The organism is Rhizobium leguminosarum, from assembly GCF_002953715.1.
In the GTDB taxonomy this organism is placed as follows: Bacteria; Pseudomonadota; Alphaproteobacteria; order Rhizobiales; family Rhizobiaceae; genus Rhizobium; species Rhizobium leguminosarum_V.
In genome coordinates this window covers 1,084,103-1,104,058 of the sequence record NZ_CP025012.1, presented here as the reverse complement: position 1 = coordinate 1,104,058, position 19,956 = coordinate 1,084,103, and the positions used below count along the sequence as shown (strand labels likewise).

General features: G+C 62.1%; 17 protein-coding genes. 10 read left to right on the top strand and 7 right to left on the bottom strand.

Features of this window, described 5'->3' with window-relative positions; genetic code table 11:
* Positions 1-48: 48 nt before the first annotated feature.
* Complete coding sequence (locus CUJ84_RS05645) at positions 49-300, top strand: ribbon-helix-helix domain-containing protein (protein ID WP_012756745.1); 252 nt, start codon at positions 49-51, stop codon at positions 298-300.
* 4 nt (positions 301-304) lie between these two features.
* Complete coding sequence (locus CUJ84_RS05640; RefSeq protein ID WP_080518538.1) at positions 305-607, top strand: type II toxin-antitoxin system RelE/ParE family toxin; 303 nt, start codon at positions 305-307, stop codon at positions 605-607.
* Between the two features lie 25 nt (positions 608-632).
* Here the strand turns inward: CUJ84_RS05640 and CUJ84_RS05635 are convergent, their stop codons facing one another.
* Positions 633-2,000, bottom strand: a complete 1,368-nt coding sequence (locus tag CUJ84_RS05635) for an aspartate aminotransferase family protein (protein WP_012756743.1) — start codon at positions 1,998-2,000, stop codon at positions 633-635.
* A gap of 81 nt (positions 2,001-2,081) precedes the next feature.
* Between CUJ84_RS05635 and CUJ84_RS05630 the strand changes: the two genes are divergently transcribed.
* Positions 2,082-3,434, top strand: coding sequence for a glutamine synthetase family protein (locus tag CUJ84_RS05630; protein WP_032996272.1), 1,353 nt, complete (start codon positions 2,082-2,084; stop codon positions 3,432-3,434).
* An 18-nt stretch (positions 3,435-3,452) separates the two neighbouring features.
* On the opposite strand, the gene CUJ84_RS05625 is transcribed toward CUJ84_RS05630, so the two are convergent.
* Positions 3,453-4,397: a diacylglycerol/lipid kinase family protein gene (locus tag CUJ84_RS05625; RefSeq protein ID WP_012756741.1), complete on the bottom strand. Its 945-nt coding sequence runs from the start codon at positions 4,395-4,397 to the stop codon at positions 3,453-3,455.
* Positions 4,398-4,696: 299 nt separating this feature from the next.
* Between CUJ84_RS05625 and CUJ84_RS05620 the strand changes: the two genes are divergently transcribed.
* Positions 4,697-5,923, top strand: a complete 1,227-nt coding sequence (locus CUJ84_RS05620) for an MFS transporter (RefSeq protein ID WP_105005518.1) — start codon at positions 4,697-4,699, stop codon at positions 5,921-5,923.
* Here CUJ84_RS05620 and CUJ84_RS05615 read toward each other — a convergent pair.
* A complete protein-coding gene (locus tag CUJ84_RS05615) occupies positions 5,882-6,286 on the bottom strand; it encodes a winged helix-turn-helix transcriptional regulator (protein ID WP_012756739.1) in 405 nt (134 codons plus the stop codon). The genes CUJ84_RS05620 and CUJ84_RS05615 overlap by 42 nt on opposite strands.
* 103 nt (positions 6,287-6,389) lie before the next feature.
* Here CUJ84_RS05615 and CUJ84_RS05610 point away from each other — a divergent pair, with 103 nt between their 5' ends.
* On the top strand, positions 6,390-7,403 hold the full coding sequence (locus tag CUJ84_RS05610; RefSeq protein WP_105005517.1) for a zinc-binding alcohol dehydrogenase family protein: 1,014 nt from the start codon (positions 6,390-6,392) through the stop codon (positions 7,401-7,403).
* A 310-nt stretch (positions 7,404-7,713) separates the two neighbouring features.
* Positions 7,714-9,087 (top strand): magnesium transporter, encoded by a 1,374-nt coding sequence (mgtE, locus tag CUJ84_RS05605; protein WP_105005516.1) that lies wholly within the window; start codon positions 7,714-7,716, stop codon positions 9,085-9,087.
* Positions 9,088-9,110: 23 nt separating this feature from the next.
* On the opposite strand, the gene CUJ84_RS05600 is transcribed toward mgtE, so the two are convergent.
* Complete coding sequence (locus tag CUJ84_RS05600; RefSeq protein WP_018447335.1) at positions 9,111-9,584, bottom strand: Lrp/AsnC family transcriptional regulator; 474 nt, start codon at positions 9,582-9,584, stop codon at positions 9,111-9,113.
* Positions 9,585-9,729: 145 nt separating this feature from the next.
* Here CUJ84_RS05600 and CUJ84_RS05595 point away from each other — a divergent pair, with 145 nt between their 5' ends.
* The gene (locus tag CUJ84_RS05595) at positions 9,730-10,635 is read left to right on the top strand and encodes a DMT family transporter (RefSeq protein ID WP_105005515.1); all 906 of its coding nucleotides are present in this window, start codon (positions 9,730-9,732) and stop codon (positions 10,633-10,635) included.
* Positions 10,636-10,734: 99 nt separating this feature from the next.
* On the opposite strand, the gene CUJ84_RS05590 is transcribed toward CUJ84_RS05595, so the two are convergent.
* The gene (locus CUJ84_RS05590; protein ID WP_105005514.1) at positions 10,735-11,349 is read right to left on the bottom strand and encodes a L,D-transpeptidase; all 615 of its coding nucleotides are present in this window, start codon (positions 11,347-11,349) and stop codon (positions 10,735-10,737) included.
* A 136-nt stretch (positions 11,350-11,485) separates the two neighbouring features.
* Positions 11,486-13,150 carry an electron transfer flavoprotein-ubiquinone oxidoreductase gene (locus CUJ84_RS05585; protein WP_105005513.1) on the bottom strand — a complete coding sequence of 555 codons (1,665 nt, stop codon included), beginning with the start codon at positions 13,148-13,150 and terminating at the stop codon, positions 11,486-11,488.
* Between the two features lie 252 nt (positions 13,151-13,402).
* On the opposite strand from CUJ84_RS05585, the gene CUJ84_RS05580 reads away from it, so the two are divergent.
* Positions 13,403-14,191 carry an SDR family oxidoreductase gene (locus tag CUJ84_RS05580; RefSeq protein ID WP_105005512.1) on the top strand — a complete coding sequence of 263 codons (789 nt, stop codon included), beginning with the start codon at positions 13,403-13,405 and terminating at the stop codon, positions 14,189-14,191.
* A gap of 10 nt (positions 14,192-14,201) precedes the next feature.
* On the opposite strand, the gene CUJ84_RS05575 is transcribed toward CUJ84_RS05580, so the two are convergent.
* Positions 14,202-15,080 carry a phosphotransferase family protein gene (locus tag CUJ84_RS05575; RefSeq protein ID WP_105005511.1) on the bottom strand — a complete coding sequence of 293 codons (879 nt, stop codon included), beginning with the start codon at positions 15,078-15,080 and terminating at the stop codon, positions 14,202-14,204.
* Positions 15,081-15,390: 310 nt separating this feature from the next.
* Between CUJ84_RS05575 and CUJ84_RS05570 the strand changes: the two genes are divergently transcribed.
* Positions 15,391-16,701: an efflux RND transporter periplasmic adaptor subunit gene (locus CUJ84_RS05570; protein ID WP_105005510.1), complete on the top strand. Its 1,311-nt coding sequence runs from the start codon at positions 15,391-15,393 to the stop codon at positions 16,699-16,701.
* Positions 16,698-19,814, top strand: coding sequence for an efflux RND transporter permease subunit (locus tag CUJ84_RS05565; protein ID WP_105005509.1), 3,117 nt, complete (start codon positions 16,698-16,700; stop codon positions 19,812-19,814). Before CUJ84_RS05570 ends, CUJ84_RS05565 begins: the two co-directional genes overlap by 4 nt.
* Positions 19,815-19,956: the final 142 nt, after the last annotated feature.

The window sequence follows — 19,956 nt, the reverse complement described above, 5'->3', positions numbered from 1 at the left end:
GTAAAAGTATTGTATTTGTCATACACTAAGAGCAGGGAGTAAATTTACATGGCACGGGCAAAAACCTTTTCCCTTGGCGATACCTATGACGGGATTCTATCGGATCTTGTCCGCAATGGCCGGTTCGGCACCGAAACCGAGGCCGTGCGGGCAGGCATCCGTATGCTCGCCGACCACGAGCTGAAAATGCAGGTGCTGCGTAAGGATATTCAGGCGGCGGATGCTGAGATCGAAGCCGGCCTCGGCAAGGAATACGCTACCGGCGCGGAGTTCCTCAAAGACGTCATGAACGAAAGCTAAGGCCATCAAACCGAAACGCCTGATTATCGCTCCATCCGCCATTGAGGATCTGCGGAATATTCGACGCTATATCGCCGAGAGCAGCCCCCACTACGCGCATGAGTTTCTGGCCGACCTGACCGCGAAGATCGCCTGGATCGCCGAAGTGGACTTCACCGGATCTCCACGCGACCACATTGCGGAAGGCCTGCGCGGCCTGCCCTACCGGAACCGCTGCATCTACTACCGCTCCTATCACGACCGCATCGTTGTCCTACGTGTCAAGCATGGCGCCGAGGATATCAAGTCGCAGGATTTCGAGCTTTAGGCCCAGCTAGCTGGGCTGAGCGCAATCAGGATTTCAGTTCCTTCCAGGCCAAATCGAGCGCCAGCCTGGTGATCCTCGCCATCTCGTCCACCTCGGCGTGGCTGATGACGAGCGGCGGCGAGGCGAGCATGCGGTCGCCGGTGGCGCGCAGCACGAGACCGTTCGCCAGCGCGTGGTTGCGCACCAGCGCACCGACCTGATCGGGCTTGGCATAACGAGCGCGCGTGCTCTTCTCGGCGGCAAGCTGCAGTCCGCCCATCAGGCCGATGCTGGCGGCTTCGCCGACCAGATCATGGTCTGCGAGCTCTGCCCAGGCCCTGCCGAAATAGGGGCCGATATCGTCGCGCACGCGCTCGACCAGTCTTTCCTCTTCGATGATGCGCAGGTTTTCGAGGGCTGCGGCAGCGCAGACCGGGTGGCCGGAATAGGTGAAACCGTGGTTGAAGTCGCCGACATCGTTGATCAGCACATCGGCGATGCGGTCGCTGACGAGTACGCCGCCGATCGGCAGGTAGCCGGAGGAAAGCCCCTTGGCGATCGGCGCCAGATCGGGCTCGACGCCGAAATACTGGTGGCCGAACCAGGCGCCCAGACGGCCGAAACCGCAGATTACCTCGTCGGTCACCAGCAGGATATTGCGCGCCTTGCAGATGCGGTCGATCTCCGGCCAGTAGGTCTCGGGCGGGATGATGACGCCGGCAGCCCCCTGCACGGGTTCGGCGACGAAGGCGGCGACATTCTCCTCGCCGAGTTCGTCGATCTTCGCTTCGAGCTCGCGGGCAACCTTGAGACCGAATTCGGCGGGTGAGAGATCGCCGCCCTCGCCGTACCAATAGGGCTGGCCGATATGGACGATTCCAGGGATCGGCAGATCGCCCTGCTCATGCATGTATTTCATGCCGCCGAGGCTGGCGCCGGCGACGGTCGAACCGTGATAGCCGTTCCTTCTCGATATGACGATCTTCTTCGACGGCTTGCCGATGGCGCTCCAGTAGACGCGGGCCATGCGGAACCAGGTGTCGTTCGCCTCCGAGCCGGAGCCGGTGAAGAAGATATGGTTGAACCGTTCCCCGGCATGGGAGGTGACCTTCTGCGCCAGCAGCGTCGCAGACGTCGAGGTCGTGCCGAAGAAGGTGTTGTAGTAGGGCAGCTCGTTCATCTGCCTGGTGGCGGCATCGGCAATCTCGCGGCGGCCATAGCCAATATTGACGCACCAGAGGCCGGCGAAACCATCGAGATATTTCCTGCCGTGATTGTCGAAGATGTAGACGCCCTCGCCGCGCTGGATGATACGCGCGCCCTCGGCATTCAGCTTCTTCATGTCGGCGAACGGATGCAGGTGGTGCGCAGCGTCGATCGCGGCGAGGTTCGAAGGTGGGTAAGTATCGGGCATGGTGGTAAAGACCCTCGCGGATTGAAAGGCTGATGTCGATGAGATAGGAGCTTGGCCTTGTCCCGGAGGATTTTCAAGGTCATGGCAAGCGACAGGATGGACGGCAAGGCCGACGGCGGCGATCCGCGCTTCGAGATCCTGATCGTCGGCATGAACGGCGACCTGCGCGGCAAACAGCTTCCACCCGGCGCCGAAGCCAAGGTCTGGGCCGGGGACATCCGCCTGCCGACCTCGACGCAATCGCTCGACATCTGGGGTGACGACAATGACGATATCACCGGCCTGTCACTGACGATCGGCGATCCTGACGGCAAGGTCGTCCCCGACCGGCGCAGCTTGGCGCCGATGCCTTGGGCGCCCGAGGGCTCGATGCAGGTGCTCGCCACCATGCACGAATTCGACGGCAGCCCGAGCTTCATGGATCCGCGCGCCATCCTCGCTTCGGTGCTGGAGCGCTATGCGGCGCGCGGGCTGACGCCCGTCGTCGCCACCGAGCTGGAATTTTACGTGATGTCGGGAGACTGGCGCGAAACCGGACGCCCCTGCCCGCCCGAAAGCCTCACCTTTCGCGGCGAACCGAACGGTTTTCAGCTCTACGACATGAGCGTCGTCGACGCGCTCGACGGCTATTTGCAGACGCTGAGGGCCTATGCGAGAGCGCAGGACCTGCCGGCGGATGCGACGACAGCGGAATTCGGTCCGGGCCAGTTCGAGGTCAACCTGCTGCACCGCGCGGACGCGCTGGCAGCCGCCGACGATTGCCTCTATCTCAAGCGCATCGCCGAACAGGCGGCGCGCCGGCACGGGCTGAAATCGACCTGCATGGCCAAACCCTATTCCGAACATGCCGGCTCCGGCCTGCATGTGCATGCGAGTATCATCGACGGACAAGGCCGCAACATCCTCGATGCCAAGGGCGGCGAGCCGAAGATGCTCAAATCGGCGATAGCAGGCCTGCTCGACTCCATGCGCGCGGCGCAGCTGATCTTCGCCCCCTTCGCCAATTCCTACCGCCGCTTCCAGCCGGGCTCGTTTGCGCCTGTCGATCTGACCTGGGGAAGCGGCCATCGCGGCACGGCGATCCGCATCCCCGACAAGGATGGGCCGGCCGCACGCATCGAGCACCGCGTCGCCGGCGCCGACGCCAATCCCTATCTGCTGCTGGCAGCGATCCTCGGCGGCATGCTCACCGGTCTCGACGGCGACCTCGACCCCGGTGAGGAGACGACGCCATCGCACACACCTGCGAATACGGCGCGACTGACGCATGATTTCCTCAGCGCCGTCGAGACCTTCCGCACCTCGCCGTTCATCGCCGATATCTTCGGCGCGCGCTATCAGGCGCTCTATGGCGACACCAAGCGCAAGGAAGCGCTTGCGCATCTGCGCACCGTTTCGGATTTCGACTACCGCACCTATCTGCCGCGGCTCTGAAATTACGCGGCGGCCGACTTACGCAGCGGGCTCGCGGCGTTCGTCCGCATTCACCTGGGCGGCGAGACCCTGCTTGACGAGAACCTTCAATTCGCCCGGATGCAGCCGGATCGAGACGTCGCGTTCGAGCGGCAGCAACTCGCCGTCCATGACGCAATTGGCCTTGGAGCGCAGTTTCGGGAAATGCAGGTGCACTTCGGCCGGGTGCATCACCATGACATCGGCATTCTCGCGGACCTTGCCGCGCAGCATGTCGATGGCGAGGCGGGCGACACCAAGCGGCTTCAGCGGATTTGCCGTGTAAAAGCCGAGTTCGCCGCTTCTCAAATTATCGGCGTAAAGCAGCGCGTTCTCTCCGAAGGGATTGTTAGAGACTGATATCGCCGACACCCTGCGGCGCTCGCGCATGCCGATCGCCTCGAACTCGACCTCGAATTCCGGCGGGTTGAAGATGACGCCCAAGGCAGCCTTCGTACTCGCCCGGATCTTGCCCAGCCGGGAACGATAGCTGTAGGCGTTGCGGTAACGCACCATGCGGGCATGCAGGCCGGCGGAAAACTGGTGGATGAAGGGCCGGCCGTTGGCGCTGGCGATATCGACATTGTCGACCTCGCCAGAGGCAAGCACATCGAGCGCCTGCCAGATATCGAGCGGCACACGCAGCGAGCGGGCAAAGAGGTTCATCGTGCCGGCCGGCACGACGCCGAGCGCAATGCCGTTTTTCCAGGCAATCGATGCCGCCGCCGAAATCGTGCCGTCACCACCGCCGGCAACGATACCGTCGATATCGTCGCGCTTGGCAGCCCGCTCCATGGCGGGAACGATTTCCTTTCCTGAGAAGACGATGGCGTCAAAATCGTGCCCCGCTTCGCGGAAAGCCGCCTCCGCCCTTTTTTCATAGGCCAGCATGTCGGTGGTCTTGAAGGTCCCGCCGTCGCGATTGAAAAAGCCTACAAGCTTCATAAGAGCTCCCGTCTCTGGCGCGGAAATGCTCCTGCCTTGCCCTGAGATGGTTGCGGTATCGCCGATTTCAAGCGCAGCCTTCTTTCCTCACAAAGGACAGAAGTGCAAAAATTGCAATAGACGTATGCACATAGCAGGACGCTGCACTGCAAAAAATGCACTCGACGGCAGCCGAGAGCTCACGGATAGATGGTCTATCGGAGACATCGTCTCCACCTCCCGCCATTTCCACCGATCGGCTTGCCGCTGCGCCTGCGCCAGGGGCCATTGCCAAGCAGAAACCGCCTCGAGGAGCTCTCGTGAGTGAGATTGCCGCCAATATTTCCATCGATAGCCTGGATGAAGAGCTGCCGTCGGCAATGACCGTGGCGCTGGTCCAGTTGGCGCTCGCCTGCGGCGGCTTCGGCATCGGCACCGGCGAATTCGCAATCATGGGATTGCTGCCCAATGTCGCCGAAACCTTCTCGGTCACCACGCCGCAAGCCGGCTACGTCATCAGCGCCTATGCGCTCGGAGTCGTCGTCGGCGCACCTGTTATTGCCGTGCTCGCTGCGAAGATGGCGCGCCGCACGCTGCTTTTAATGCTGATGCTGATCTTTGCCGCCGGCAATATATCAAGTGCCATGGCGCCGACCTTCGAAAGCTTCACGCTGCTGCGCTTTGTCAGCGGCCTGCCGCATGGCGCTTATTTCGGCGTCGCGGCCCTTGTCGCCGCCTCGATGGTGCCGGTGCATCGCCGCGCCCGTGCCGTCGGCCGCGTCATGCTCGGCCTGACCGTTGCGACACTTCTCGGCACGCCGTTGACGACCTTCTTCGGTCAGTCGCTCGACTGGCAGGTGGCGTTTTTCTCGGTCGGCGTGCTCGGCCTGCTAACGGTGGCGCTGATCTGGTTCTACGTTCCAAAGGACAGGGTTTCCGAGGAGGCGGGCTTCCTGCGCGAACTCGGCGCTTTCCGCCGGCCGCAGGTGTGGCTGACGCTCGGCATCGCCGCCGTCGGTTACGGCGGCATGTTCGCGATGTTCAGCTATATCGCCTCGACAACGACTGAGGTGGCGATGCTGCCGGAGACGGCCGTTCCGATCATGCTGGTCCTCTTCGGTGTCGGCATGAATGCGGGCAATTTCATCGGTTCGTGGCTCGCCGACAAATCGCTGCTCGGCACGATCGGCGGGTCGCTGATCTATAATGTCGTCGTGCTGACCACTTTCTCGCTGACCGCCGCCAATCCCTATATGCTCGGCCTTTGCGTCTTCCTCGTCGGCTGCGGTTTTGCTGCTGGACCGGCGCTGCAGACGCGGCTGATGGATGTCGCCGCCGACGCGCAGACGCTTGCGGCCGCTTCCAACCATTCCGCCTTCAACATCGCCAATGCGATCGGCGCCTGGCTCGGCGGCCTCGTCATCGCCGGGGGTTATGGTTTTGCGGCGACCGGCTATGTCGGTGCAGCACTATCCTTCCTCGGCCTCTTCGTCTTTGCAGCCTCGCTACGCCTTGAGCGCCGCGACCGGAGCGCGCAGGCCGTCTGAGGCCAAGCGCAGCTCGCGGCCTTCCGGGCTGCAGAAGACATAATCGTCACCCCAAGCGGCCAACGCCTGGATGACAGGCTTCAGCGTCATGCCGAGCGGCGTCATTGCATATTCGACCCTCGGCGGCACGACCGGATAGACGGTGCGTGATACCAGGCCGGACTCTTCCAGTTCACGCAGCTGCTTGGTCAGCATGCGCTGGGTCACGGCCGGGAGCTTACGCCGCAATTCGTTGAAGCGCAGGGTTCCCTCCATCAGATGAAAGAGGATCACGCCTTTCCACTTCCCGTCGAGGTAGGTCAGCGTCGCTTCGACCGGGCAGCCAGGGAAATTCTTGACGAGTTTGGCGCGCGGCAATGACATTTTACAGTATCCTTTTGGGTACTACGTACAGAATTTGTGCATTCTTGCGTTGTTAGAACATAATGCGCATCTAGCTTCCGTGCAACGAACACAGGAGTTTCCCATGCGCGCCGTCGCCTATAAAACGCCCCAGCCGATCTCCGCCGAAACCTCGCTGATCGATGTCGAGCTGCCGATGCCGGAGGCCAGGGGCCACGATCTGCTCGTCGAGATCAAAGCCGTTTCGGTCAATCCCGTCGACGTGAAGGTGCGCGCCCATTCCGCGCCGCCCGCAGACGAACTCAAGGTGCTCGGCTGGGATGCCGCCGGCATCGTCAAGGCCATCGGCGCCGATGTCACCCTGTTCAGGCCGGGCGACGAAGTGTTTTACTCCGGCGTCATCAGCCGCCCGGGCAGCAATGCCGAATTCCATCTCGTCGACGAGCGTATCGTCGGCGCCAAACCGAAGAGCCTCGGTTTCGCGGCCGCGGCCGCCCTGCCGCTGACCTCGATCACGGCCTACGAAGCGCTATTCGACCGGCTGAAGGTGCAGGACGCGGTTTCGGGAGCGGGACGCTCCATCCTGATCATCGGCGGCGCCGGCGGCGTCGGCTCGATCGCTATTCAGATCGCCCGGGCATTGACCGATCTGACGGTGATCGCCACGGCGTCGCGGCCGGAAACGCAGGACTGGGTGAAGGAACTCGGCGCGCATCATGTCGTCGACCATTCCAGGCCGATTGCGCCGCAGGTGGCGGCTCTCGGCATCGGCGCGCCGGGATTCATATTCTCGACCACCAATACCGACAGTCATATCGGCGACGTGGTCGAGGCGATTGCGCCGCAGGGCCGCTTCGCGCTGATCGACGATCCGAAGACGCTCGATATCGTACCCTTCAAGCGCAAGGCCGTCTCTGTCCATTGGGAGCTGATGTTCACCCGCCCGCTCTACGGCACGCCCGACATGATCGAGCAGCACAAGCTGCTGAACAAGATTTCCGAGCTCATCGACGGCGGAAAGATCCGCACCACGCTTTCAGAGATCGTCGGGCCGATCAATGCGGCAAATCTCAAGACGGCGCATGCCATGGTCGAAAGCGGCAGGATGAAGGGCAAGACTGTGCTTGCGGGATTCTGAGATCGCAGCCAGCAGGCCCGGTGTTTCCCGCAAGGTCGTATAAACCACACCCACCTGGAATGCCGCATCGCAGGGTGCGACATTCTGGCGTTAAGCATTTACCCCGCTTGACTTTTTCCGCGTTCGGGACCACCTAGCATTCACGTGGATGACACTCGTCGACCACGGATTTCAACGGAGCCATCATAACGATGCCAAGCGACAGTAGCAGTCGATTGCCTTTGCCGTACGCGACCCTCGTGCGCTGACCGACGCCTGTCGGCTCGCCTGATCGGACGCTACGGCGGATCGACGGAAAGGCGAGCCTCAAATGAATATCAATCGCTTCCCTCTTCGGGCAGGCCATGCCGCCCGTGCCTTCATCAACAACAGCCGCGGCGCAACGATCGCCGAACGCGTCGAAGCGTTGAACGCGCTGAGCGTCCAGGACGCCGGGCGTGTTCTATGCGGCATGCCGCTGGACTATGCGGTCAACATCCTCGACCGGCCGGAGCTTCGCAACGCCCCACAGATCCTTGCGCTGATCAGCGCCGAGGATGCCGCCCGGCTGCTGCACGGCATGTCGAACGACCGCGTCGCCGACGTGCTGCTCGAACTCGACGGCGAGACCCGCGCCCGGCTGTTCTCCAGCCTCGACGAACCGGTGCGCATCGCGATCCAGCACCTGATGGGCTATCCGCCGCGCACGGCCGGCGGCATCATGACGACGGAGTTCGTCAGTGTGCCTGACAGCTGGACCGTCGCCCGCACACTCGACCATGTGCGCCAGGTCGAACGCTCGCGCGAGACCGTCTACGCCATCTATGTGCTGGATGGGGTCAGCCATGCGCTGCTGCATGTGGTGACGCTGCGTCGCCTCATCACCGGCGAGCCGGACGCTTCGATCCTTTCCGTGGCACAGAAGGGCGCGCCGGTTTCGGCCGATCCGCTGATGAAGCAGGAGGATGTCGCCCGGCTGATCCGCAAGCACGACCTGCTTGCCCTGCCCGTCATCGACGAACAGGGGCAAATACTCGGCATCGTCACTGTCGACGACGTGATCGACACGATGATATCAGACACGACGGAAGCGGCCCAGAGGTTCGGCGGCATGGAGGCGCTCGGCCAGCCCTACATGAAGATCAGCTTCGCCGGCATGATCCGCAAGCGCGCCGGCTGGCTCGCTGCGCTCTTCCTCGGCGAGATGCTGACGGCAAGCGCCATGCAGCATTTCGAAGGCGAGCTGGAAAAGGCCGTGGTGCTGACGCTGTTCATCCCGCTGATCATGAGCTCGGGCGGCAATTCCGGTTCGCAGGCGACCTCGCTGATCATCCGGGCGCTGGCGCTCGGCGAGCTGAAGCTCTCGGACTGGTGGAAGGTGCTTTTGCGCGAACTGCCGACCGGCGTCGTGCTCGGCGCGATCCTCGGCCTCGTCGGCTTCATCCGCATCGTCTTCTGGCAGTCGGCCGGGCTTTACGATTACGGCCCGCACTGGCAGATGGTCGCCGTTACGGTGTTTGCCGCCCTGATCGGGATCGTCACCTTCGGTTCGATCTGCGGTTCGATGCTGCCCTTCGTGCTGCAGAAGCTCCGGCTCGATCCGGCCAGCGCCTCGGCCCCCTTCGTCGCCACGCTGGTCGATGTCACCGGGCTCGTCATCTACTTCTCGGTGGCGCTGCTCATCCTCAGCGGGACGCTGCTCTAACCCGCAATAATGCCCGAGGGAAATTATTTTCCCTCGGGCAACTTCAACGGCCCATGCGTCTTGATGCTGCGGATGGCGAAGTTCGAGCGGATGTCGCTGACATTCGGCAGGGTCAGCAGCGTTTCCGTCAGAAGCCGTTCGTAGGCGGCGAGATCCTCCACCACCACTTCGGCGAGGAAATCGGCCGTGCCTGAAATCAGGAAGCAGGAGACGATCTCGGGGATGGCGAGCAGCGCCTTCTGCTGCGCCTCGGAATTTTCGCGGCTGTGCTGGACGACCTTGAATTCGACGAAGACGGTGAGGCCGAGACCGACCTCCTTGCGATCGATATCCGCCGTGTAACCGCGGATGATCCCGGACCGTTCGAGATTGCGGATGCGGCGCAGGCAGGGCGACGGCGAAAGGTTCACCTTCTCGGCGATCTCGACATTGGTGGCCCGCGCATCCTCCTGCAGGCACTTCAGGATAGCGATATCGAATTTATCGAGATTTGGCATTTCCGCGATCCCTGTTGGCATTAATTGGCAGAAGATTGCGCATAGTATGATTCTAGAGCCATAGATAGCAAGGACATGCCTTGGCCTCTGGCGCTAATCTTTTCCTCAACCGGACAGGCTCCGGACGGAGGAAAGGATTAAAACGATGACCACCATTGCATTTACAAACGACAAGTCGCCGTCGCAGATATTGGGTTATGCCGGCGGCACTATTACCGTGCTGATCTGGGCGACATGGTTTCTCGTCACCCGCCACAGCGCCGCAACGCCGCTCGGCTCGATCGACATCGGGCTGATCCGCTTCGGAATTCCGGCGCTGGTGCTTTCGCCTGTCTGGCTGAAGACGGGACTGCTGCCGAAGGGCCTGCCGCTTCACCTGCTGGCGATCATGGTGTCAGGCTCCGGCGCCGTCTTCTTCCTGCTGACCACGCTGGCAATCCATTCGACGCCGGCGGCCTCCTCAGGGATTCTGCTCGGCGGCTCGATGCCGCTTGCCGCGGCGCTGATCGGCATTGCGCTGTTTCGCGAGAGGCCTGACGGCACCCGCATCGCAGGGCTGGTCGCAATCGTTGCCGGCGTGCTGATCCTGCTCACGCGCAGCCTTGCGGACGCCTCGCTGCCATGGACAAGCTTCGTCCTGCTGCCGGCCGGCGCCGTTCTCTGGGCAAGCTATACGCACGCCTTCCGCCGCTCCGGCCTGACCGCCGTGCAGGCGAGCGCCCTGATCGCCGTCTGGTCCTTCCTGATCATGGGCACGCTGGCCCTCATCTTCGGCATCTCGCTGCCACAGGTTCCTCTTCAGGAGATCGGCCTGCAGGTGCTGAGCCAGGGCGTTCTTTCCGGCCTCGTCGCCATGGTGGCCTACGGCACCGCCGTCAGAATACTCGGCGGAACACAGGCTGCCGCCTTCACGGCGCTGACGCCGGTGCTCGCAACCCTCGGCGGCGGCATGCTGCTTGGCGAAGCCATCGGCATGACGGAAATCAGCGCTGCCGTGATCACCAGCATCGGTGTGGCGCTTTCGACGGGTATTGCCGCGCCACGCCGCTGAAATCCAACTCCAACAGCAGATGAAAGCCGCCTGCAGCCATCGCTGCGGCGGCTTTTTCAATGGAGACGGCGCGTCCTTACCGAGCTTCGAACGGCCACGTCAGGCCTGGATGACGACGACCCTGGCGCCGACCTCGACGCGGCTATAGAGGTCGATCACGTCGTGGTTCATCATGCGGACACAGCCGCTCGACATGGCCAGACCAATCGATTGCGGCTGGTTGGTGCCATGAATGCGGAAATGTGTGTCGTCACCACCGCGATAGAGGTACATCGCCCGCGCACCCAGCGGGTTGTTCGGGCCGCCCGGCATGCCGCCGGCAAGCTTGCGATAGCGCTCCTCGCGGCGCTGCATGTTTTCGGTCGGCGTCCAGCTCGGCCACTCGGCCTTGCGGCCGATGTAGGCATTGCCGGCAAAGGCCAGCCCCTCGCGGCCGACACCGACGCCATAACGCATCGCCCTGCCGTCGCCGAGGACGTAATAGGCGCGACGCGCGGGTGTATCGACGATCACGGTGCCGGCAGCATGGGTGGTTTCGTAGGCCACTTCCTGACGGCGGAGCTCCGGCTTGATCTTGTCGATCGGCACCTGCTTCAACGGGAATTTTTCATCCGGAAGTGCGGCATAATTGGTCTGGCTGTTCAAACCGGTCGAAGAACAGCCGGCCACAAAAAGCGGCAGAGCGATCAGAAAGCCGCGGCGGGAGATCGTCATGAATGTGTCCTTAGTGCGTCAACACGATGTCGCAAGCTAAGGAAATTATGGTTAATGAAACGCTAATAGCCTCCGGCAGGAGGCGATCACGAAGGCGTCAGCACCTAAAAATTGTCGGGCGCGAGGACAATCCGCCTCACATATTCGGATAGACCGGCCCCTCGCCGCCCTGCGGTGGCACCCAGTTGATGTTCTGGTTGGGGTCCTTGATGTCGCAGGTCTTGCAGTGCACGCAGTTCTGGGCGTTGATGACGAAGACGTCCTTGCCGTCCTTTTCCACCCATTCATAGACGCCGGCCGGACAGTAACGCGTCGACGGGCCGGCATAGATGTCGTGCTCCGAACTCTTCTGCAGCGTCATGTCCTTGACCTGCAGATGCACCGGCTGGTCTTCCTCGTGATTGGTGTTCGACAGGAACACCGAGGACAGCCGATCGAAGGTCAAGACGCCATCGGGCTTCGGATAGGCGATCGGCTTGTGCTGTGAAGCAGGTTCGAGCGACTGGGCATCGGTCTTGCCATGTTTCAGCGTGCCGAAGACGGAAAAGCCGAACAGCGTGTTGGTCCACATGTCAAAGCCGCCGAGCGCCACGCCAAGCGCGGTGCCGAACTTCGACCAGAGCGGCTTGACGTTGCGGACGCGCCTCAAATCCTTGCCGATGTCGCCCTTGCGCCATTCATTCTCTATCTCGACGATCTCGTCATGGCTGCGGCCTGATACAATCGCGGCGGCGATCTTCTCGGCCGCCAGCATACCCGACAGCACCGCATTGTGGCTGCCCTTGATGCGCGGCACGTTGACCAGACCGGCCGAACAGCCGATCAGCGCCCCGCCGGGGAAGGAAAGCTTCGGCACCGACTGGTAGCCGCCCTCGGTGATGGCACGCGCCCCATAGGACAGCCGCTTGCCGCCCTCGAAGGTGGTACGGATCGCCGGATGCGTCTTGAAGCGCTGGAATTCCTCGAAGGGATAGAGATAGGGGTTCTTGTAATTGAGGTGGACGACGAAGCCGACGGCCACCAGATTGTCTTCCAGGTGATAGAGGAAGGAGCCGCCGCCGGTCTTCATGCCGAGCGGCCAACCGAAGGAGTGCTGCACCAGGCCCGGCCTGTGGTTCTCCGGCTTGACCTGCCAGAGTTCCTTGATGCCGATGCCGAACTTTTGCGGTTCACGGTCTTTCTGCAGATCGAACTTGGCAATCAGCTGCTTGGCGAGCGAGCCGCGCACGCCCTCGCCGATCAGCACATATTTGCCGAGCAGTTCCATGCCGCGGGTATAGTTCGGGCCGGGCTCGCCGTTCTTCTCGATGCCCATGTCGCCGGTGGCGACACCGATGACGGCACCTTCGTCATTGTAGAGCACCTCGGTTGCGGCAAAACCCGGATAGATCTCGACGCCGAGTTCTTCGGCCTTGGTCGCCAGCCAGCGACAGACGAGCCCGAGCGAGACGATGTAGTTGCCGTGATTGTTCATCAGCGGCGGCATCAGCACATTCGGCAGGCGGATCGAGCCGGCCGGGCCGAGCAGCAGGAAGTGATCTGCTGTCACTTCGGTCTTGAAGGGATGATCGCTCTCCTCGCGCCAGCCGGGCAACAGTCGGTCGATGCCGATCGGGTCGACCACGGCGCCCGAGAGGATATGGGCGCCAACTTCCGCGCCCTTCTCCAGCACGACGACGGAGAGTTCCGGATTGACCTGCTTCAACCGGATCGCCGCCGCAAGACCGGCAGGACCGGCGCCGACGATCACCACGTCGAATTCCATGCTTTCGCGTTCGGGCAGCTCAGTCGTCTCGGTCATTCACTCGTCTCCGCTTGGCGGCACGCGGCCGTCATCCCCGTCATGGCACTTTCTTGTCAAAACGAGAAAGCATTGTCGAGCCGGGATACGACAGCCAATCTTCCAATTCGCACAATGATGACGCCTCAAGAGGCAGATTTACATAACGTTTACGTCAACGTCAATTATCAAACGCTGCCGAACCGGTCACATTCCCTTTCCTTTTCCGCCGCTTGCGCCTTATACATCGCTCTGACCTATCGGAGGACAATCATGGATCTCGGCATCAAGGGCAAACGGGCACTCGTCCTCGCCTCTTCGCGCGGCCTCGGCCTCGGCATCGCCGTGGCGCTGGCGCGTGAGGGCGCAAACGTGCTGCTCTGCGGGCGCAGCGGCGAACAGCTGGACGCCAATTGCAAGGCGATCAATGGCGAAGGCAAAGGCCGGGCCGACTGGATCTGGGCCGATCTCGGGGACGAACGCTTCGTCGAGATGACGACGACGGCGGTGAAGGAGAAGTTCGGCGGGCTCGATATCCTCGTCAACAATACCGGCGGACCGACACCCGGCACGACGGAGGACATGACGGGCGAAAAGCTCGAAAGCTATTTCCTCTCCATGGTCGCTCGGGTGATCACGCTCACCAATGCGCTGCTGCCCGGCATGAAGGCGCAGGGCTGGGGCCGCATCCTGACCGTTGCCTCATCCGGCGTGATCGAACCTATCGCCAATCTGGCGCTGTCGAATACGCTGCGCCCGGCCCTTGCCGGCTGGAGCAAGACGCTTGCCTCGGAAGTGGCGGGCTTCGGCGTCACGACCAACCTGCTCTTGCCGGGCAGCATCCTGACGGCGCGCCTCGACGTTCTCGACGGAGCTGCAGCAAAGCGGACTGGCAAGAGCCTCGAGGAGATCCGTACCGACAAGGAAGCGCGCATTCCGGTCGGCCGCTATGGCAGGGTCGAGGAATTTGCCGCAACTGCCGCCTTCCTGTGCAGCCAGCCGGCAAGCTACATCACCGGCTCGCTCATCCGTTGCGACGGCGGCGCGGCGCGGTCCGTGTGACCATTCGCTCTCAGCCGACGCGGGTGAGCGCCGCCCATGTCGCCACACTTCGGATCATCTGTTCGACGTTAGCCGGATCGTCCGCAAATTCGGCGAGCTCGGAAAGACGATGGAAACCGGTCAGGATCGCAAGGCGTCGCCGGTCGAGCCTGCGTCCGGTCAGCATTTCATAGGCCGATACGATGCGGGCGGTCAGATCGGGCGAGATGAAATTCGAGTAGATGAATTCCTGGTGCAACGGGCCAAAACCTGAATCGGCGAAATCATAAATGCCGTTCAGCCGCCTTTGCGCATGATCGAAGGCCATGTTCCAGCCATGACCGTCGAAGAAACCGTAGAAGTTGCCATAGGGGTCGGGCGGCAAGGCTTCGAAATCGGAAACGATCACCTGCGCAAAGCTCCGGATGTCAGGCGACAGCAACGGCAAAGCCTTTATTCGTACCGTCTCGGGTGATTGCCATGGCTGGATTGTCCCGGCACCGGCCGACCGCATGCGATCGGCATCGAGCACATGCAGCTCGGCGTAAAAACGGGCGAGATCTTCCGCGAGGTGCTGACGATCGCTTTCGCCAAGCGCATCGTAATCTTCAGCAATGAGATGTTCGCCGTCGAGCTTGGCATGGCTGGAGAAGATCGGCGGCCCGTCGTGAATGCGCATGTCGGGCACTGCCATCGACAGCGACGACCGAACGATATCGAGCAAGGCGGCTTCCTTCACAAGCGCTCTTTCCGCACTTGGATGGCGGGGAAACTTGAAGATCAGCGTGTCATCGACGTCAACGGCAAGCGAATCCCAGCCCTTCGCCGCCAGCTTGAAGACGGAGGCCGTGAGTTCAGGAAACACGCTTGTTATGAGAGCCCGAAATTCGCTGGCGTCCAACTCGGTCATAACGACCTGCCTTCTCTGGTTTTTTCCGTGTTCTTCGCGGGGGGCAAATGACGGCGCACCGGATCGACATCGTCTTGTCGCGAACCGCCTGCCCCTCCGCCGTCAAACGGCCCAGGTTACACTGGGACTATATTAGTATAGTTTGAATATTACGGAATATTCATTACAAAAATTTAAGCCGTTATAACCACTTAGTGATCGCGACCCGGGAATTATGTCTTTTTTGCGCCGCAATATAAGTGGCTCAATCGGGGCATAAAATTCGCAACCTTGCCCCCCCCGCAACCTTGCTCAAAGACCGGTATCGCCCATGAAGAAATTTTGGATCACCATCAGCGTTATCGCAGTTGCCGCCGTCGGCGTCTGGCAATTCGGGAATCTGGTCCCTTATGCGTCCCGCATTCCCTACCTCTCGCAGTTCATCAAGCAGCCGGCCGGCGGCGATGGCGGCGGGCAGCAGGCACAGGCCGATCAGGGGCAGGCCAATCAGGGTCAGGATGGTGGGCAACATCAGGGCGGCGGGCGCAGACGCGGTGGCGGCGGCCCGACCGTCGTCAAAACCGTCGCAGCCGTGAAGACGACGCTGCCGATGGATGTGACGGCGTCCGGCTGGGCCGATGCCGATGACAATACGACCATTGCCGCACAGGAACAGGGCCTGATCGTCAGCATCGATGCGCAGGATGGGGCGACCGTCAAAGCCGGTGACCTGATCGCCAAGCTGGACGACCGGACGGCCAAGGCGACCGTCGACAAGGACAATGCGATGATCGTGCGCGACACGGCAACCCTTTCGGAAGCCGCGACCGCATTGACCCGCGCGCAGGACCTCTTCGATCAGAAGGCCGGCACCCAGCAGAGCCTCGACCAGGCGGTCGCCGCCCGTGATACCGCCGCAGCCACTGTTGACGCCGACAAGGCGTCGCTGGCCTCCGATCAGATCATCCTCGAGCACACCGATATCCGCGCTCCCTTCGACGGTCGGCTCGGCGATATCGCCGTCAGCAAGGGCGCTTTCCTCAGTGCCGGTTCGGCAATCGTCACCATCGCGAAATACGATCCGATCTATGTCAAATTTCACCTTCAGGAACGCTACCTGCGGGAGCTGAAGAGCGCTTTGGCAGCCGGTCCGGTCGAGGTCAGCACCGCTCCCAACTCCACCAAGGGGCAAGTCCGAAAGGGCGAGATCAGCTTCTACGACAACACGGTCGACACGGCCTCGGGCACGATCCTCGCCAAGGCGAAATTCGAGAATGCCTCCGGCGCGCTCTGGCCCGGCCAGTCGGTCAACATCGTCGTGCATTTCAACAATGACGAACAGCAGGTGGTGGTGCCGACGGTTGCCGTCAGTCCCGGCCCGGAGGGGTTCTTCGCCTTCGTCGCCAAGGACGGCAAATCGCATCTGACGGCCGTCACCGTTGCCCGCGCAAATGGCGGCTTCACCGCCATTGAATCGGGTCTTCAGGCAGGCGATCACGTCGTCGTCGAGGGCCAGGGCCAGCTCAGCGACCAGCAGGCGATCAACGAGCAGTTCGATGAAAAGGCGCTTGATGTCGCCTCCGCCGAAGAGCCTCGGCAACAGCAGCCCTCCGAGACGATCGCGGTGGGAGCTCAGCAATGATCCCGAATTTCTGTATCCAGCGCCCCGTCGCGACGACGCTGCTTGCGATCGGCGTCATTCTGGCCGGTCTTGCCGGTTATCAGCTCGTACCCGTCGCAGCCCTGCCGCAGGTCGACTTTCCCACCATCAACGTTTCGGCACAGTTGAGCGGTGCCTCGCCGCAGACGATGGCGACCTCGGTCTCGACGCCGCTGATCAAGCAGTTCGAGACCATTCCCGGGATCACCGAAATCAGCGCCTCCAGTTCGCTCGGCAGCACCAGCATCGTGCTGCAGTTCGACCTCAGTCGTAATATCGATGCGGCCGCAGCCGACGTGCAGGCCGCGATTTCGCATGCCACCCGGCAACTGCCCGACAATCTGACGACGCCGCCGAGTTATCGCAAGACGAACCCGGCCGATGCGCCTGTCATGCTGCTCTCGGTGCAGAGCAACACCATGCCGCGCAGCAAGCTTGACGACATCGCCGAGAACATCATCTCGCCGTCGCTGTCGACGCTTCCCGGCGTTGCCCAGGTCAGCGTCTACGGTGCGCAGACCTATGCCGTGCGCGTCGAGGTCGATCCCAACAAGCTTTTGACCCGCGGCATCGGCATCGACACCGTCAACAAGGCGCTTGCTGCCGCCAACAGCCAGCAGCCTGTGGGAACGCTGCAGAACAATTCGCAGAGCATGACCATCACGGCGAACACGCAGCGCACCAGCGCCGAACAATTCCGTTCGCTCGTGATTGCCAATCCGAACGGCGCGCCGATCCACCTCGGCGATATTGCCGACGTGCAGGACAGCGTCGAGAACCAGTATACCGGCAGCTGGTATGATGGCCAGCGTGGCATTATCCTCGCCATCCAGCGCCAGCCGGACGCCAACACGGTCGATGTCGTCGATGCGATCAACGCCAAGCTGCCGCAGCTTCACGCCGAAATCCCGCCCTCCGTCAACACGGTCGTCATGAATGACGCCGCAAAGCCGATTCGCGATGCCATCTCCGACGTGAAGTTCACGCTGCTCCTGACGATCGGCCTCGTCGTTCTCGTCATCTACCTCTTTACCGGCCATGCGACAGCAACGATCATTCCCGGGCTTGCCGTTCCGCTGTCGCTGATCTCGACCTTCGGCATGATGTATGTGCTCGGCTACAGTATCGACAACATCTCGCTGCTCGGCCTAACGCTCGCGGTGGGGCTCGTGGTGGATGACGCCATCGTCATGCTCGAGAACATTCTGCGCCATGTCGAGGAAGGCATGCCCGTGCGGGAAGCGGCGATCAAGGGTGCGGGCGAAGTCAGCTATACCATCATTTCCATGTCGGTTTCGTTGATCGCGGTCTTCATCCCGATCCTGCTGATGGGCGGCGTTGTCGGCCGCGTGTTCAACGAATTCGGCATGGTGGTTGCGATTGCGATCATCTCCTCGGCAATCGTCTCGCTGACCGTGACGCCGATGCTCGCCTCGCGTCTGTCCAACCACCAGAGCCGCCCGCCGCTCATGATCCGCATCTTCGATGCCGGCTTCGAACGGACGCTGCGCGGCTATGACAGGGCTGTCGGCTGGTGCCTTCGCCACCGCCCCACGATCCTCGGCGTTTTCCTCGCTTCGGTGGCACTGACGATCTATTTCTTCATGACGCTGCCGACAAGCTTCTTCCCGCAGGAGGATATCGGCCGCCTGACGATCAGCACGCAGGCCCGGCAGGACATTTCCTATTCCGCAATGGCGGCGCTGCAGCAGCAGGCGGCAGCCGTCGTCAAGGCGAACCCGGCGGTCAACCATGTGATGTCGACGATCGGCGGCAACCCCAACAAGCCGCAGAACAACGGCTCTATGTTCGTCGAACTCAAGGACAAGAAGCAGCGTGCGCCGCTTGACCAGACTCTGCGCGAACTGCGCACGGCGATCAACAAGATCCCCGGCTTGCAGGCCTTCGTGACGCCGAACCAGAGCCTGCGCTTCGGCGGCCGCCAGACGGCCAGCCAATATCAGCTGGTGGTGCAGGCGCTGAGTGCTGATCAGACGAACCTGTGGGCCGGCAAGATCCAGGCGGCGATGCGCAAGGATCGGCTGTTCACCGACGTGACCTCGGACGCCCAGAACAACGCTCTGCAGGCCAATATCGTCATCGATACAGAGCGGGCAGCCGCCTACGGGATCGACAATGATACGCTGCGCACGACGCTGCAGGAATCCTTCAGCGGATATGCAGCGGCGGAAATCCAGTCGACCGGCGACAGCTACGACGTCATCGTCGAATATGACACCAGCAAGCCCTGGGACGACCAGAAGCTCTCGGAGATCCGTGTCGCCTCGGCCAATGGCAGCCTGGTGCCGCTTTCAAACTTCGCGCATGTCGAGCGCACGGTCGGCCCGGTGACAATCAACCAGACCGGCCAGCTCGTCTCGACCACCGTTTCCTTCAACCTGCCGGAAGGCGTCTCGCTCAGCGACGCGACGGCGGCAATCGACCAGATCAAGACGGAAATGAGCATGCCGGCCGACGTCTTCACCTCCTATGGCGGTACAGCTGAGATTTTCGAGCAGTCTCAGGGCAATACGCCATACCTCATCCTGGCGGCGGTGCTGACCATCTATGTCGTGCTCGGCGTGCTCTACGAGAGCTTCATCCACCCGCTCACCATTCTGTCCGGCCTGCCGGCCGCGGCCTTCGGTGCGCTGCTGGCGCTTGATATCATGGGTTTCGACCTGTCGATCATCGCCCTTATCGGCCTGCTGATGCTGATCGGCATCGTCAAGAAGAACGCGATCATGATGATCGACGTGGCGGTGGAGACCATGCGCACGACCGGCGAAAAGGCGACGGTGGCGATCCACGAGGCCTGCGTGCGACGCTTCCGGCCGATCATGATGACGACCTTCTGCGCCCTGCTCGGCGCCTTGCCGATCGCGCTCGGCACCGGCGCAAGTTCGGAACTGCGCCAGCCGCTCGGCATCGCCGTCGTCGGCGGCCTGATCGTCTCGCAGATGCTGACGCTCTTCATCACCCCGGTCATCTTCGTCGAGATGGACCGCTTCGGAAACTTCCTCGGCCGCCTGATCGGCCACAAGAAGGTCGAGGAGCCGCAGCTGGAAGAGGCAAGGGCGATGGCCGCCGAGTGATGACGGCCCTCTGAATTCGGCATTGCCGGTTGACCCTTGCGGCGCACTTCTTCTTCTAACCGGGAGAAGAAGTGCGCCCGCGATCACATCAACTTCCGCTCCTCTTGAATGTATCACGCCCCTGTGGCATCACCCGCCCTCC

Bases quoted from the DNA above. Each gene is read 5' to 3' on its own strand.
- CUJ84_RS05645 (WP_012756745.1), top strand. From the start codon at position 49: ATGGCACGGGCAAAAACCTTTTCCCTTGGCGATACCTATGACGGGATT.
- CUJ84_RS05635 (WP_012756743.1), bottom strand. From the start codon at position 2,000: ATGCCCGATACTTACCCACCTTCGAACCTCGCCGCGATCGACGCTGCG.
- CUJ84_RS05630 (WP_032996272.1), top strand. From the start codon at position 2,082: ATGGCAAGCGACAGGATGGACGGCAAGGCCGACGGCGGCGATCCGCGC.
- CUJ84_RS05625 (WP_012756741.1), bottom strand. From the start codon at position 4,397: ATGAAGCTTGTAGGCTTTTTCAATCGCGACGGCGGGACCTTCAAGACC.
- CUJ84_RS05615 (WP_012756739.1), bottom strand. From the start codon at position 6,286: ATGTCATTGCCGCGCGCCAAACTCGTCAAGAATTTCCCTGGCTGCCCG.
- CUJ84_RS05610 (WP_105005517.1), top strand. From the start codon at position 6,390: ATGCGCGCCGTCGCCTATAAAACGCCCCAGCCGATCTCCGCCGAAACC.
- mgtE (WP_105005516.1), top strand. From the start codon at position 7,714: ATGAATATCAATCGCTTCCCTCTTCGGGCAGGCCATGCCGCCCGTGCC.
- CUJ84_RS05600 (WP_018447335.1), bottom strand. From the start codon at position 9,584: ATGCCAAATCTCGATAAATTCGATATCGCTATCCTGAAGTGCCTGCAG.
- CUJ84_RS05595 (WP_105005515.1), top strand. From the start codon at position 9,730: ATGACCACCATTGCATTTACAAACGACAAGTCGCCGTCGCAGATATTG.
- CUJ84_RS05590 (WP_105005514.1), bottom strand. From the start codon at position 11,349: ATGACGATCTCCCGCCGCGGCTTTCTGATCGCTCTGCCGCTTTTTGTG.
- CUJ84_RS05585 (WP_105005513.1), bottom strand. From the start codon at position 13,150: ATGACCGAGACGACTGAGCTGCCCGAACGCGAAAGCATGGAATTCGAC.
- CUJ84_RS05580 (WP_105005512.1), top strand. From the start codon at position 13,403: ATGGATCTCGGCATCAAGGGCAAACGGGCACTCGTCCTCGCCTCTTCG.
- CUJ84_RS05575 (WP_105005511.1), bottom strand. From the start codon at position 15,080: ATGACCGAGTTGGACGCCAGCGAATTTCGGGCTCTCATAACAAGCGTG.
- CUJ84_RS05570 (WP_105005510.1), top strand. From the start codon at position 15,391: ATGAAGAAATTTTGGATCACCATCAGCGTTATCGCAGTTGCCGCCGTC.
- CUJ84_RS05565 (WP_105005509.1), top strand. From the start codon at position 16,698: ATGATCCCGAATTTCTGTATCCAGCGCCCCGTCGCGACGACGCTGCTT.